At 76.0% G+C, this 13,574-nt stretch carries 10 protein-coding genes; 6 read left to right on the plus strand and 4 right to left on the minus strand.

Features of this window, described 5'->3' with window-relative positions; all coding sequences use genetic code 11:
* Nucleotides 1–151: 151 nt before the first annotated feature.
* The 3 genes from lpdA (at nucleotide 152) to P9841_RS02950 (ending at nucleotide 5,717) form a co-directional block, all read left to right on the plus strand.
* The gene (gene lpdA / locus P9841_RS02940) at nucleotides 152–1,537 is read left to right on the plus strand and encodes a dihydrolipoyl dehydrogenase (RefSeq protein ID WP_283320619.1); all 1,386 of its coding nucleotides are present in this window, start codon (nucleotides 152–154) and stop codon (nucleotides 1,535–1,537) included.
* A gap of 31 nt (nucleotides 1,538–1,568) precedes the next feature.
* Entirely contained in the window at nucleotides 1,569–3,362 is a 1,794-nt protein-coding gene (gene sucB / locus P9841_RS02945; protein ID WP_283320620.1) for a 2-oxoglutarate dehydrogenase, E2 component, dihydrolipoamide succinyltransferase, read from the plus strand.
* 171 nt (nucleotides 3,363–3,533) lie between these two features.
* Nucleotides 3,534–5,717, plus strand: a complete 2,184-nt coding sequence (locus P9841_RS02950; RefSeq protein WP_283320621.1) for a glucoamylase family protein — start codon at nucleotides 3,534–3,536, stop codon at nucleotides 5,715–5,717.
* Between the two features lie 117 nt (nucleotides 5,718–5,834).
* Here P9841_RS02950 and P9841_RS02955 read toward each other — a convergent pair whose 3' ends face one another.
* Nucleotides 5,835–6,884, minus strand: a complete 1,050-nt coding sequence (locus P9841_RS02955) for a LacI family DNA-binding transcriptional regulator (RefSeq protein ID WP_283320622.1) — start codon at nucleotides 6,882–6,884, stop codon at nucleotides 5,835–5,837.
* 63 nt (nucleotides 6,885–6,947) lie between these two features.
* On the opposite strand from P9841_RS02955, the gene P9841_RS02960 reads away from it, so the two are divergent.
* Nucleotides 6,948–7,835, plus strand: coding sequence for a TIGR01777 family oxidoreductase (locus P9841_RS02960; protein WP_283320623.1), 888 nt, complete (start codon nucleotides 6,948–6,950; stop codon nucleotides 7,833–7,835).
* A gap of 31 nt (nucleotides 7,836–7,866) precedes the next feature.
* On the opposite strand, the gene P9841_RS02965 is transcribed toward P9841_RS02960, so the two are convergent.
* Nucleotides 7,867–8,904, minus strand: a complete 1,038-nt coding sequence (locus P9841_RS02965) for a Gfo/Idh/MocA family protein (protein ID WP_283320624.1) — start codon at nucleotides 8,902–8,904, stop codon at nucleotides 7,867–7,869.
* Between the two features lie 10 nt (nucleotides 8,905–8,914).
* The gene (locus P9841_RS02970; RefSeq protein WP_283320625.1) at nucleotides 8,915–11,356 is read right to left on the minus strand and encodes an MMPL family transporter; all 2,442 of its coding nucleotides are present in this window, start codon (nucleotides 11,354–11,356) and stop codon (nucleotides 8,915–8,917) included.
* An 81-nt stretch (nucleotides 11,357–11,437) separates the two neighbouring features.
* Here P9841_RS02970 and P9841_RS02975 point away from each other — a divergent pair, with 81 nt between their 5' ends.
* Nucleotides 11,438–11,920, plus strand: coding sequence for a MarR family winged helix-turn-helix transcriptional regulator (locus P9841_RS02975; protein ID WP_283320626.1), 483 nt, complete (start codon nucleotides 11,438–11,440; stop codon nucleotides 11,918–11,920).
* A gap of 18 nt (nucleotides 11,921–11,938) precedes the next feature.
* Here P9841_RS02975 and P9841_RS02980 read toward each other — a convergent pair whose 3' ends face one another.
* Entirely contained in the window at nucleotides 11,939–12,448 is a 510-nt protein-coding gene (locus tag P9841_RS02980; protein ID WP_283320627.1) for a flavodoxin domain-containing protein, read from the minus strand.
* A 146-nt stretch (nucleotides 12,449–12,594) separates the two neighbouring features.
* On the opposite strand from P9841_RS02980, the gene P9841_RS02985 reads away from it, so the two are divergent.
* Nucleotides 12,595–13,320 (plus strand): DUF4191 domain-containing protein, encoded by a 726-nt coding sequence (locus tag P9841_RS02985; protein ID WP_283320628.1) that lies wholly within the window; start codon nucleotides 12,595–12,597, stop codon nucleotides 13,318–13,320.
* The last annotated feature ends 254 nt before the right edge of the window (nucleotides 13,321–13,574 follow it).

Raw genomic sequence — 13,574 nt, forward strand, 5'->3', positions numbered from 1 at the left:
GACTCCGGCCCGGCGGCACCCAGACATGGGATGACTGTCTCCAGAATCACACGTCGTGGCCGGTGGTCTGGGTCGTCCGGCCTAGGTGGAGATGACAAGATGGTCGCGGAGCACCGCGTTCCACACATGTCTGCGCCGGAGGAGTCTTCACGTGTCCGACACGACCGGGTCCGCTTTCGACATCGTCGTCCTGGGCGGAGGGAGCGGCGGCTACGCGGCTGCGCTCCGCGGCGCCCAGCTCGGCATGAGCGTCGCCCTCATCGAGGCCGACAAGGTCGGCGGCACCTGCCTGCACAAGGGGTGCATCCCCACCAAGGCCCTGCTGCACGCGGCCGAGCTCGCGGACAACGCCCGCGAGGGCTCGCACTTCGGCGTCCACACGCAGCTCACGGGCATCGACATGAACGGCGTCAACGAGTACAAGGCGTCGGTGATCGGCCGCCTGTACAAGGGCCTGCAGGGCCTCATCAAGTCGCGCAAGATCACCGTGATCGAGGGCTACGGCAAGCTCGTCGCGCAGGACACCGTCGAGGTGGACGGCCAGCGCGTCACGGGCCGGCACATCGTGCTCGGCACCGGGTCGTACGCGCGGTCGCTGCCCGGGCTGGAGATCGGCGGGCGCGTCATCACGTCCGACCAGGCCCTGCAGCTCGACTGGGTGCCGAAGTCCGCGATCATCCTCGGCGGCGGCGTCATCGGCTCGGAGTTCGCGAGCGTCTGGAAGTCGTTCGGCGCGGACGTCACGATCATCGAGGCGCTCCCCCACCTGGTCCCCAACGAGGACGAGGCGCTGTCGAAGGCGTTCGAGCGGGCGTTCCGCAAGCGCGGCATCGCCTTCAACCTGGGCGTCCGGTTCTCCGGCGTCACGCAGGACGACAACGGCGTGCACGTCTCGCTGGAGGACGGCAAGACGTTCGACGCGGACCTGCTGCTGGTCGCGGTGGGCCGTGGCCCGTCGACGTCCGGCCTCGGCTACGAGGAGCAGGGCATCACGCTGGACCGCGGCTTCGTCATCACCGACGAGCGCCTGCACACCGGCGTCGGCAGCATCTACGCGGTCGGCGACATCGTGCCGGGCCTGCAGCTCGCGCACCGCGGGTTCGCCCAGGGCATCTTCGTGGCCGAGGAGATCGCGGGCCTGAACCCGCAGCCGATCGTCGAGTCCGGCATCCCGCGCGTGACGTACTCCGACCCGGAGGTCGCGTCCGTCGGCCTGACCGAGGCGAAGGCCAAGGAGGTCCACGGGGCCGACGCCGTCGAGACCCTCGAGTACAACCTGGGCGGCAACGGCAAGAGCCAGATCCTCGGGACCACGGGCTTCGTCAAGCTCGTGCGGCAGAAGGACGGCCCGGTCGTCGGCGTCCACATGATCGGCGCCCGCGTCGGCGAGCTGATCGGCGAGGGCCAGCTCATCGTCAACTGGGACGCCTACCCCGAGGACGTCGCGGCGCTCGTGCACGCCCACCCGACGCAGAACGAGGCTCTCGGCGAGGCGCACCTGGCGCTCGCCGGCAAGCCGCTGCACGCCCACAACTGACCACTAGGCATCGAAGGAGACACGAGCGGTCATGTCCGACAACGTGCAGCTTCCCGCCCTCGGCGAGTCCGTCACCGAGGGCACCGTCACCCGCTGGCTCAAGAACGTGGGCGACCGCGTCGAGGTCGACGAGCCCCTGCTGGAGATCTCGACCGACAAGGTGGACACCGAGGTCCCCTCGCCGTTCGCCGGCGTCCTCGAGCAGATCCTCGTCCAGGAGGACGAGACCGCCGAGGTCGGCGCGGTCCTCGCGGTGATCGGCGACGGGTCCGGCGCGGGCGGTGACTCGGCCCCGGCCGAGGCCGCCCCGGCGCAGGAGGAGACCCCGGCGCCCGCCGAGCAGACCACGCAGGGCGAGGGCTACGGCGACCCGACCCCCGAGGCCGAGGCAGCCGCGCCCGCCGCGCAGGAGCAGGCCGCACCGGCCGCCGCCGCGCAGGACGGCGACGGCCAGCAGGTCACGCTCCCCGCGCTCGGCGAGTCCGTCACCGAGGGCACCGTGACCCGCTGGCTGAAGCAGGTCGGCGACACCGTCGAGGTCGACGAGCCGCTGCTCGAGATCTCGACGGACAAGGTCGACACCGAGGTGCCGTCGCCGTTCGCCGGCACGCTGCAGCAGATCCTGGTCGGCGAGGACGAGACCGCCCAGGTCGGCGCCCCGCTCGCCGTGATCGGATCGGGCTCGGCCCCGACGGCCTCGGCCTCGGCCCCGGCGCAGGACGGCGCCGCCCAGGCGTCCGCCCCCGCGGCGACCGAGGCCGCGCCGCAGGTCGCCGCGCCGGAGAAGGCCCCCGCGCCGACCCCGGCCCCGGTGCCCGCCCCGACGCAGTCGGCGCCCGCCCAGCCCGCGCCGGCCCCGGCCGCCCCCGCGCAGGCCCAGGGCTCGTACCTCACGCCGCTGGTCCGCAAGCTGGCCGCCGAGAAGGGCGTCGACGTCGCGACGCTGACCGGCACCGGCGTGGGCGGGCGCATCCGCAAGGAGGACGTGCTGGAGGCCGCCGCGAAGGCGGAGGAGGCCGCCCGCGCCGCCGCCGCCCCGCAGGCCCCCGCCGCGCCGTCGGCCCCGTCCGCCCCGGCGGCCCCGGCCAAGCCGGTCGAGCCGTCCCCGCTGCGCGGCACCACCGAGAAGGCCAGCCGCCTGCGGCAGGTCATCGCGGAGCGCATGGTCGAGGCCCTGCACAGCCAGGCGCAGCTGACGACCGTCGTCGAGGTCGACGTCACCAAGGTGGCGCGGCTCCGCGCGAAGGCGAAGGACTCCTTCAAGGCCCGCGAGGGCGTCAACCTCACGTTCCTGCCGTTCTTCGTGCAGGCCGCCGTCGAGGCGCTCAAGGTGCACCCGAAGATCAACGGCGTGCTCGAGGGCAAGGAGATCACCTACCACGGCACGGAGAACGTGGGCATCGCGGTCGACACCGAGCGCGGCCTGGTCGTGCCCGTGATCCGCGACGCCGGCGACCTCAACCTGGCGGGCATCGCCCGGAAGATCTCCGACCTCGCCGGCCGCACCCGCGCGAACAAGGTCACCCCGGACGAGCTGTCCGGCGCGACCTTCACGGTGACCAACACCGGCTCGGGCGGCGCGCTGTTCGACACGCCGATCGTCCCGGGCGGCACGTCCGCGATCCTGGGCACCGGCACGATCGTCAAGCGGCCCGTCGTCACGACCGACGAGGACGGCGCCGAGGTCATCGCGATCCGGTCCATGTGCTACCTCGCGCTGTCGTACGACCACCGCCTGGTGGACGGCGCGGACGCCTCGCGGTACCTGATGACCGTGAAGCAGCGGATCGAGGAGGGCGCGTTCGAGGCGGAGGTCGGCCTCTGACCTGCGCCTGACCGCAGCGCGCGGACGCCCCGGCAGCCCTCGTGGCCGCCGGGGCGTTCGCACGTCCGCGGCCGTCCCGCGTTGACGCTGCCGGTCGCCCCCGTTAGCGTGCTGGCGCCATTTCGACAAGTGACGTCGAAATTTCGGCTCCGGCCAACGAGGATGTGACCGATGACTGAGCAGCGCCCGCCCGACCCGCGCCCCAGCACCCCGCCCGTACCCGACCACCCCGCACCGCCCGCACCGCCCGCACACCCCGGCCGCGCCCGCCGTCCCCGCGGTCGGGCGCTGGCCGCGGGCGTCGCCGCGCTCGGGCTCGGCCTCGCGGCCACCCTGGCCGGCACCGCCACGGCCCCGGTGGCCCGGGCGGACGCGGCACCGGCCGCCGCGCCCGTGCCCGCCGCCGTCGACGACGCGCTGCTGCGCACCTGGCTCGCCGACACCTACACCTCGCTCGACGCGATGACGGCTCCCGCCACCGGGCTCGTCGCGGACAACATCGAGAGCTCGCTCGACCCGGCGACCGCCAGCGCGTACACGTCGCCCACCAACATCGGCGGCTACCTGTGGTCGACCGTCGTCGCGCGCGACCTGGGCCTGCTCGACGCGGAGGACGCCTACCAGCGCATGTCGACGACCCTCGCGACGCTCGGCACGATGGACCGGCACGACGAGTCGGGCATGTTCTACAACTGGTACGACCCCGCCACGGGCGACCGGGTCGACACCTGGCCCGACGACGGCGCCGTCGTGGAGCACTTCCTGTCGTCGGTCGACAACGGCTGGCTCGCCGCGGCGCTGCGCGTGGTCGCGTCGGCGGAGCCCCGGCTCGCCGACGACGCCACCGCGCTCTACGACTCGATGCACTTCGGCGTCTACTACAACCCGGACGGCCGGCCGGACCTCGGCGTCGGGCTGATCCGCGGGGGGTTCTGGGACGAGGAGCCGTCGGGCTGCTCGGTCCCCGGGAACTACCAGGGCGGCACGACCGTCTACTACACCTGCCACCACTACGACACGACGGTGTCCGAGACCCGCATCGCGCTGTACCTCGGCATCGCGGACGGGGAGATCCCGCCGGAGGCCTACTGGGGCACCTACCGGACCTTCCCGTCGACGTGCGACTGGTCCTGGCAGGAGCAGCGGCCCAGCGGCGTGACGCGCACCTACGACGGCGTCGACGTCTACGAGGGCGTCTACCACGACGGCGACACGGCGCTCGTCCCCGGCTGGGGCGGCTCGATGTTCGAGGCGCTGATGCCGGACATGCTGGTGCCGGAGTCCGAGTGGGCACCGCGGTCCTGGGGCGTGAACCACCCGCTGGTCGTCCAGGCGCAGAAGCGGCACGGGCTCGACGTGGCCGGCTACGGCTACTGGGGCTTCTCCCCCGCCAGCAACCCGCACGGCGGCTACGCCGAGTACGGCGTCGACTCCCTCGGCCTGCGGTCCGACGGCTACCTGTCGGACGGCACGACGGACGTCGACCTCGGGTTCCACGGCTGCCGCGAGGCGACGAACCCCGCACCCGAGTTCGGCGACGGGGTCGTCACGCCGCACGCGGCGTTCCTGGGCCTCGAGTACGACCCGGAGGGCGTCGTGGAGAACCTCACGCGGCTGGCGTCCGACTTCGACGTCTACGGGCCCGGCGGGTTCGCGGACGCCGTGGCGGTGCGGTCCGGGACCGTGGCGCAGCGCCACCTCTCGCTCGACCAGGCGATGATCGTCGCGGCGATCGGCAACTACCTCGGCGACGGCCTGCTGCGCGACCACGTCGTCGGCCCGGACATGACCGAGCGGCTGCGTCCCGTGCTCGCCGCCGAGGTGTTCTCGTCGGCGGCGGCGCCCGTCACCCCGGTCGTCGCGGACCCGGCGCCGGGCTCGACCGTCGCGCGCATCGAGCGCCTGGCCGGCACCGGCGAGCCCGGTGCGCACCTGACGGTCGCCGGGCCGGACGGCGCCGCGTGGTGCACGGCGGACGTCGACGCCGACGGCGCGTGGGCGTGCGACGTCCCCGCGGTCACGACCCCCGGCGAGCACACGCTCGCGGTCTCGACGACCAACGACGCCGGGATCACGGTGACCGGCGAGGCCGTGACGCTACGCGTCCCCGCGGCGCCCGCGCCCGCGCCGGGGCCGCAGCCCGGCCCGGACGTGCCCGGCGTCGTGGAGCCCGGGGCCGAGGAGCCCCGGGACGGCGCCGACGGCGGCGTGTCCGCCGAGGGGCCGACCACGGCAGGGACGCCGCGCGACCTCGCGACCACCGGGGCGTCGCTCGCGCTGCCGCTGGGCGTCGCGCTCGCGGCGCTGGCCGGCGGGACGGCGCTCCTCGTCGCGCGGGCACGGCGCCGGGCCTGATCCCCGCCCGGGCGGACCGCCCGTGCCCCCGCGTCGTCCGGCGCGGGGGCACGTCCGCCGCGTCCCGGCGCAGCCCCGGGCCCGTCCGGTGCGACCCGGTGCGACCCGTGCGACCGCTCAGCGCGGCGGTGCCGTCGAGGACCGCACCACCAGCGTCGTGGCCAGCTCCAGGTGCGCCGGGCCCCGCTGCCCCTCCCGGGCGCGGTGGACGAGGCTCACGGCGGCGTCCCCCATCTCCGCCAGCGGCTGCCGCACGGTGGTGAGCGCAGGGTCCAGCCACGCCGCCACCGGCAGGTCGTCAAAGCCGGTCACCGCGAGGTCGTCCGGCACCCGCAGCCCGTGCTCCCGTGCGGCGCGCAGCACGCCGAGCGCGGTGTCGTCGCTGCCGGCCACGACGGCCGTCGGCGGGTCGTCGAGCTCCAGGAGCAGGTTCGCCGCCCGGAAGCCGCCGTCCACCGAGTAGTCGCCGGTGCGCACCAGGTCGTCGTCGCCGCCGATGCCCGCCTGGATCAGGGCGGTCCGGTACCCCGCCAGCCGCGCGACCGCGTTGTCCTGCTCCAGCGGGCCGGTGATGGTGGCGATGCGCCGGTGCCCGAGGCCGACCAGGTGCGCCGTCGCGTCCAGCCCGCCCCGGAAGTTCGTCGCCCCGACCACCAGCACGTCCGGGTCGCAGCGCGTGCGCGGGTCGACGACCACCACGGGGACCTGCGCCCGGGCGAGCTCCGCCCGCGACGCCGCGTCCGGCACCCCCACCACGCTGACCAGGCCGTCGGTGCCGCGGTCGAGCGCGTGCCGCACCCACGCACCGCAGGCCTGCGCATCCGGGTCGACCGTCACGACGAGGTCCGAGCCCAGCCGCGACGCCGCCTGCGCCGCGCCCCGGACCACCGCCTCCGCCCACGTCGAGTCGAGGTCGACCACGCGCAGGTCGATCAGCCCGGTGCGGCGGCTGCCCGACGGACGGACCGTGTACCCGTGCCGGGCCAGGGCCTCCGCGACCCGCGCCCGGGTCGCCTCCGCGACGTCGCGGCGCGAGTTCAGCACCTTCGACACGGTCGGCACGGACACGCCGGCCTCGGCGGCCACCACGGCGAGCGGCGGCGGGCCGGCGGCACGCGCGGGCCCGGGCGCGGGCGTGCCGGCGGTCGGTCGGGCGGCGGCCTCCATGGCGCCCCACCCTAGGGGCTGCACGCCGCGCGGTGGACGGCCCCTCGCGCGTAGGGTCGGCGCATGATCGTCGTGGTGGCGGGCTCGAGCGGGCTGATCGGGACGGCGCTGGTCGCGCGGCTGACGGCGGAGGGGCACCAGGTGCGACGCCTCGTGCGGCGCCCCGCGCGGACCCCGGACGAGCGCACCTGGGACCCGGACGCCGGCGTGCTCCCGCCGGAGGCCCTGGCGGGTGCGGACGCGGTCGTGAACCTCGCCGGCGCCGGCGTCGGCGACAAGCGGCTCACCGCCGACCGCAAGCGCGTCGTGCTGGAGTCCCGGACCCGCGGCACGGGCCTCATCGCGTCGACGCTCGCCGGCCTGGACTCCCCGCCCCGCGTGCTGCTCCAGGGGTCGGCCACCGGCGCGTACGGCGACCGGGGCGACGACGTCGTCACGGAGGACGAGCCGTACGGCGACACGTTCCTGGCGGGCGTCGTCCGGCGGTGGGAGGCCGCCGCCGCGCCCGCTGTCGAGCACCCGGACGTGCGGGTGGCCTTCCTGCGGACCGGCATCGTGCTGTCGGCGCGGGGCGGGGCGCTCGGCCGCCTGCTGCCGCTAGTGCGTCTCGGGCTCGGGGGCCCGCTCGGCAGCGGCCGGCAGTACTGGAGCTGGATCACCCTGGAGGACGAGGTGCGTGCCGTCCTGCACCTGCTCGACGCGCCGGTGTCCGGGCCGGTCAACCTCGTCGCGCAGCCGGCGACGCAGGTCGAGGTCGTGCGTGCGCTCGCCGCACGCCTGCACCGGCCCGCCGTCCTGCCCGTCCCCGCGTGGGCGCTGCGGGTGGCGCTCGGGGAGTTCTCGCAGGAGATCCTCGGGTCGCTGCGCGCCGTCCCCGACGCGCTGACCGCGGCCGGCTTCGTCCACCGGCACCCCACCCCGGAGGCCGCGGCGGCGGCGCTGCTCCCCTGACCCCCGCCGGTGGCGCGCGGCGGCCGCGGGGTCAGCCGTCCAGCCGGACGACCCGCTCCTCGTCCGCGGCGACCCGGGCGGCGTCCAGCACCCGCGCGGTGACGACGGCGTCCGCGGGGTCGACGGGGACGGGCCCGGCGCCGCGCACCCACGCCTCGACCGCGCGGTAGAAGTCCGCGTGCCCTCCGGGGGCCCGGCGGACGGGGACGCGCTCGTCGCCGTGCACCAGCCAGCCCTCGTGCTCACCGCCCACCTCGTCGTCGAGCCCGGAGAACGGCGTGGCCTCCCCCTCGAAGCTGGTGACGAGGTACGCCGCGCGGTCGCCCAGCACGCGCGTGCGGGGACCGGGCGCGCCGACGAGACCACCGGCCTGCAGGTGGCTGATGACCGCGGTGCCGTCCGGCCGGGCGGCGTGCGTGAGCGCGAGGAACACGTCGTCGGTCGCCGGCGTCGTGAGGCTGCGGAGCTCGGCGTGCACCGACGCCACGGGTCCGAAGAGCTGGACCGCCGAGTCGACCAGGTGGGCGCCGAGGTCGAGCAGGAGCCCCCCGGCGCGCGTGTCGTTCTCCTTCCAGCGGTCCTGCGGGACGGGGCGCCACCGCTCCCACCGCCGCTCGAACCGGTGCACCCGCCCGAGCTCCCCCGCGTCCAGCAGGGCCCGCAGCGTGAGCTGCTCCGGGTCCCATCGCCGGTTCTGGAACACGGTCAGCCGGTCGCCCGCCTCCGCCCCGAGGCGCGCGAGCTCGGCGGCCTCGTCGGCGGTGGGGGCCAGCGGCTTGTCGACGACCACCGGCAGCCCGGCGGCCAGCGCGAGGCGGACGTGCTCGACGTGGTCGCCGGTCGGGCTCGCCACCACGACGACGTCCAGCGCGTCGGCGTGCGCGAGCAGCGCCGGCACGTCCGCGTCGACGGCGACACCCGGCCAGTCCCGCTCCGCGGCGGTGGCACGCGCCGGGTTGCGGCTGACCACCCGGACCACCTGCGCGCCGACGTCCCGCAGCAGGCGCGCGTGGATCCCCCGCCCCGCCGAGCCGTAGCCGACCAGTCCCACCCGCAGCGCGTCCGTCATGGCCGACACCCTAGGCCCGCGCCCCGTCCTCCCCGGCCCCGGGGGCGTCGCTGCCGGCGGGCGACCGGGACAGGCGGGACGGCCACCAGGTGCGCGCGCCGACGTCGTGCACCAGAGCGGGCACGAGGAGGCTGCGCACCACGAGCGTGTCGAGCAGGACGCCGAACGCCACGATGAACGCGAGCTGCGCCAGGAACAGCAGCGGGATGACGCCGAGCGCCGCGAACGTCATCGCCAGCACGACGCCCGCCGACGTGATGACGCCGCCCGTGACCGCCAGGCCCCGCAGCACGCCGTCCCGTGTGCCGACGCGCGCGCTCTCCTCGCGCACCCGCGTCATGAGGAAGATCGAGTAGTCGACCCCGAGCGCCACGAGGAACGTGAAGGCGTACAGCGGCACGGCCGGGTCCGCGCCCGGGAAGTCGAGGACGTGGTCGAACACCACGGCGGCCACGCCGAGCGCGGCGGCGAACGACAGGACGTTGGCCAGCATGAGCAGCACCGCGGCGAGCACGGACCGCAGCAGCAGCATGAGGATCAGCAGGATCACCACGAGCACGACGGGCACGATCACCCGCAGGTCGCGGGTGCCGGCGTCCTGGGCGTCGAGCGTCTCGGCCGCCGCACCGCCGACCAGCGCGTCGGGGGCGACCTCGTGGACGGCGTCCCGCAGGCGCCCGACGGTCGCGACGCCCTCGGTGGTGTCGGCGGCGGCCTCGGTGGTCACGTCGACCCGGACGCGGCCGTCGACCACGACCGGCTCGGCAGGCTCCGCGGCACCCTGCGCCCCGTCGCCGGACCCGTCGCCGGACCCGTCGCCCGCCGCTGCGCCGTCACCCGCACCCGCGCCGCCCGCGCCGCCCGGTGCGCCCGTCGCGGACGCACCGGTGTACGGCGCCGCCGCCTGCACGCCCTCGACGCCGAGCGCGGCCTCGACGACCGCGTCGGCCTCGTCGGCGTCCACCACGACCACCGCCGGCTGCACGACGCCCGCCGGGAAGTGCGCGGCGAGCACCTCCTCGCCGGCCACGGAGTCGACGTCCGTCAGGAACACGTCCGCCTGGCTGGTGCCCGACGCCTGGAACGTCGGCACGAACGCCGCGCAGCCGAGCAGCACCACGCTGGTCACGACCCACACGACGCGGTCGCGGCGCCCGACCCAGCGCGCGAGACGACCCCACAGGCCCGTGGCGGGCAGCGGGTCCGGGGCGCTCCCCGCGGCGACGTGCGCGCCGGCGCGGGCGCCCGCCGCGTCCGGCTCCTCCGGGGCGTCGGCCGGACCGGCGTCCTCCGGACCGGCGACGTGCGCCGCGGCGTGCGGCCGCGGGATGCGCGGCCAGAACAGCGCCCGGGAACGCGGGCCGGCCACCAGGAGCAGCAGCGGCAGCAGGGTGAACGCGGCGAGGAACGCCGACGCGATGCCGAGCGCACCGACCGGGCCGAGGCTCCGGTTCGACGCCAGGTCGGACAGCAGGAGGCACAGCAGGCCCGCGACGACGGTGCCCGCGGACGCGGCGATCGGCTCGAGGCTGCGGCGCAGGGCGCGGCGCATCGCGGCGGCGGGCCGCTCGACGTGGCGCAGCTCCTCGCGGTACCGGGCGACGATCAGCAGCGCGTAGTCGACGGACGCGCCGACGACGAGGATCGAGAGGATGCCCTGCGCCTGCCCGTTGAGGGTCAGGGTGCCGGCGTCGGCGAGGTGGTAGACGGCCAGGGCGGCGGCGCAGAGCGCGAAGACCGCCGTGAGGATGACCGCGAGCGGGAGGAACGGCGAGCGGTACACCAGCACGAGGATGACGAGGACGGCGCCGAGCGCGACGAGCAGCAGCACGCCGTCGATGCCGCCGAACGCGTTGGTGAGGTCCGCGACGAAGCCACCGGGCCCGGTGACCCAGGCGTTCAGCCCCGCCTCCCCCGCGCTGTCCGCGGTGGCGCCGAGCTCGTCCGCGAGCGTGTCGCGCACCGCCTGGACGACGCCCCCCACGACGCTCTCGTCGTCGGCGAGCGCCTGCTCCGTCGCGTCCGCGTCGAGCGAGAGCGGGACCAGCAGCGCCTCGCCGTCCTCGGAGGGCACGACGACGGGCTCGCCGGTGAGCACGTCCCCGAGGGTGGCGGGGTCTCCCGCGGCGGGGTCCGCGCCGGGGATCGCGACGCCCGGCAGGTCCTCGACGACCGGCTGCACGACGGCGAGCGCCTGCGGGTCGAGCGCCCCGCCGCCCTCGGGCGCCAGCACGACCAGCACGGGCAGCGACTCCGCCTCGGTGAACCCGGACGACAGCTCCGCGGCGCGCGTCGACTCGGCGGACGACGGCAGGAACGCCGCCGAGTCGTTGGTCTGCACCTGCGACAGCCGGCCCTGCGCCATGCCGCCGAACGCCCCGACGGCCAGCCACGCGGCCGCCAGCGCCAGCACCAGCAGACCGCTCCCGACCCCACGCCAGATCCTCAGCATGCTGAGCACTATGCGCGACGCGCGCGCTTCCGGCAACATGAGCCGGGGACGCGGCGCCGGGGGCGCCAGGAGGGACACCAGGTGGAGCGGCACGGGGAGCACGGCGCGGCCGACCAGCACCCCCGCTGGGCGGCGATGGCCGCCCCCGACCCCTCCGGCTGGCCGGTCGGCCGCCTGCTGTCCGCGGCGGCGCGGCGCGTCGAGCGCGACTGGAACAGCCACCTCGCCGGCTGGGAGCTCAACCACGCCAGCCAGCCCGTGCTCGTGATCCTGCTGCGCGGACCCCGCACCCAGGCCGAGCTCGCCGCCCTGTGCGAGGTCACCGAGCAGACGATGAGCCGCGTCCTGGCCCGCATCGAGCGGACCGGCTACATCACGCGCACCGCGCACGCGACCGACCGGCGCAAGCAGCAGGTGTCCATCACCGACGCGGGGCGCGCGGCCGTGCTCGCGGCCTCCGACCCGGTCGCGGCCGAGCAGCTCGTCACCGAGGGGCTGACACCCGAGCAGGTCGAGCAGCTGCGCCACCTGCTGCTGCTCGTGGCCCGCCGCGGCGCGGGCTGACCCGCCCGGACGCGGCGCTCAGCCCCGCTCGACGCGCTGCGGGCGGGACAGCTCGCGGGCGATCCCCGCCGCCCACTCCTCGACGTCCTCGAAGTCCCGGAAGTCACCGGGCTGCGCGTCGATCATCGCGACCAGCGCCCGCTCCGCCAGCCCCAGCTCCTCGCGCTCCAGCCGGCCCGCGAAGCACCGGGTCTCCCGGGCGCGGACCCGGCGGGCGACGACACCCACGTCGTCCGGCTCCCCCGCGGGCAGCGGCGGCGTGCCGACCGGCCCGGACCAGAACAGCCACACCGGCAGCGACGCCAGCGCGCCCGCCAGCCGGTCCACGAGCTCCCGGAGCGCCGCCGCCAGCCGTCCGACGTACACCGACGAGCCGAGCACGACGGCGTCGTAGCCGTCGAGCGCCCGGACCTCGTCCGGGTCCGCCTCCGTCACGTCGTGACCCGCGTCCCGCAGGACCTGCGCGACGGCCTGACCGATCTCCCTCGTCCCGCCGTGCCGGGACGCCACCGTCACCAGGACCCGCATCGTCGCCTCCCCCGCGCTCCGAGCCCCGGCCCGGCGTGCCGCGGCTGTCCGCCCAGGCTCGCGCGCCCCGTCACCCCCGCGCCAGGGACGGAGGTCCCCGCCGCCGACGTCCGGCGGACCCCCGCACGCCGGTAGACTCCACGGTCATGGCCCGTGACAAGTCCGCGTCCGCGAGCGCGCCCGCGAAGCCCGCCAAGGTGAAGAAGACCCGGTGGTACCACCAGGTCTGGCAGGCGTACCAGATGACCCGCGAGCAGGACGCCGCGGTCACCTGGCTGATCCTCGCGGTGTTCTTCGGCGTCGTCGCCGTGGGTCTGCTCATCGGCCTGCTGTGGGGCCCGTGGCTGTACATGCTGCTGCTGAGCCTGCCGTTCGCGGCGCTCGCCGCCATGTTCACGCTGACGCGCCGGGCCGAGCGCGCCGCCTACGCCCGCATCGAGGGCCAGCCGGGCGCCGCGATCTCCGCGCTCGGCACCATCCGCCGCGGCTGGACGTTCACGCAGGAGCCCGTCGCCGTCGCCCCGCGCACCCAGGACATGGTGTTCCGCGGCGTGGGCCGGCCGGGGATCGTGCTGATCGGCGAGGGCCCGGCGCACCGGGTCGACAAGCTGCTCGAGTCCGAGCGCAAGCGGACCGCGCGCGTGCTGCAGGGCGTGCCGATCACGGTCATCGAGGTCGGCCGCGAGGAGGGCCAGGTCCCGCTGCCGCAGCTCGCCCGCAAGGTGCAGCGCCTCAAGCCGCAGCTCACCAAGCAGGAGGTCGGCGAGGTCGTCAAGCGCCTCCAGGCGCTCGGTGCCGTGAAGATGCCGGTGCCCAAGGGCATCGACCCGCTGCGCGTGCGCCCCGACCGCAAGGGCATGCGCGGCCGCTGACCCGGTCGGGCTGTCGGGCGGGCTCGGGCGTCGACCCGCCACCCCCACCCTGCTGCCTCCGTCCGTTCGGATCCCGAAGGCCCGGCACGCCCGGCGCGTCCGCCTGTTCGGATCCCTACGCCCCTGCACGCCCGGCCCGTCCGGCCGTTCGGATCCGTACGCCCCTGCACGCCCGCTGTCTCCGGCTGCTCGGATCCGTACGCTCCGGCGCACCCGCTGTCTCCGACCGTTCGGATCCGTACGCCCCGACACGC

The organism is Cellulomonas sp. ES6, assembly GCF_030053835.1.
Classification (GTDB): Bacteria; Actinomycetota; Actinomycetes; order Actinomycetales; family Cellulomonadaceae; genus Cellulomonas.

Coding starts and splice junctions, on each gene's coding strand:
- sucB (WP_283320620.1), top strand. CDS start 1,569: ATGTCCGACAACGTGCAGCTTCCCGCCCTCGGCGAGTCCGTCACCGAG.
- P9841_RS02950 (WP_283320621.1), top strand. CDS start 3,534: ATGACTGAGCAGCGCCCGCCCGACCCGCGCCCCAGCACCCCGCCCGTA.
- P9841_RS02955 (WP_283320622.1), bottom strand. CDS start 6,884: ATGGAGGCCGCCGCCCGACCGACCGCCGGCACGCCCGCGCCCGGGCCC.
- P9841_RS02960 (WP_283320623.1), top strand. CDS start 6,948: ATGATCGTCGTGGTGGCGGGCTCGAGCGGGCTGATCGGGACGGCGCTG.
- P9841_RS02965 (WP_283320624.1), bottom strand. CDS start 8,904: ATGACGGACGCGCTGCGGGTGGGACTGGTCGGCTACGGCTCGGCGGGG.
- P9841_RS02970 (WP_283320625.1), bottom strand. CDS start 11,356: ATGCTGAGGATCTGGCGTGGGGTCGGGAGCGGTCTGCTGGTGCTGGCG.
- P9841_RS02980 (WP_283320627.1), bottom strand. CDS start 12,448: ATGCGGGTCCTGGTGACGGTGGCGTCCCGGCACGGCGGGACGAGGGAG.
- P9841_RS02985 (WP_283320628.1), top strand. CDS start 12,595: ATGGCCCGTGACAAGTCCGCGTCCGCGAGCGCGCCCGCGAAGCCCGCC.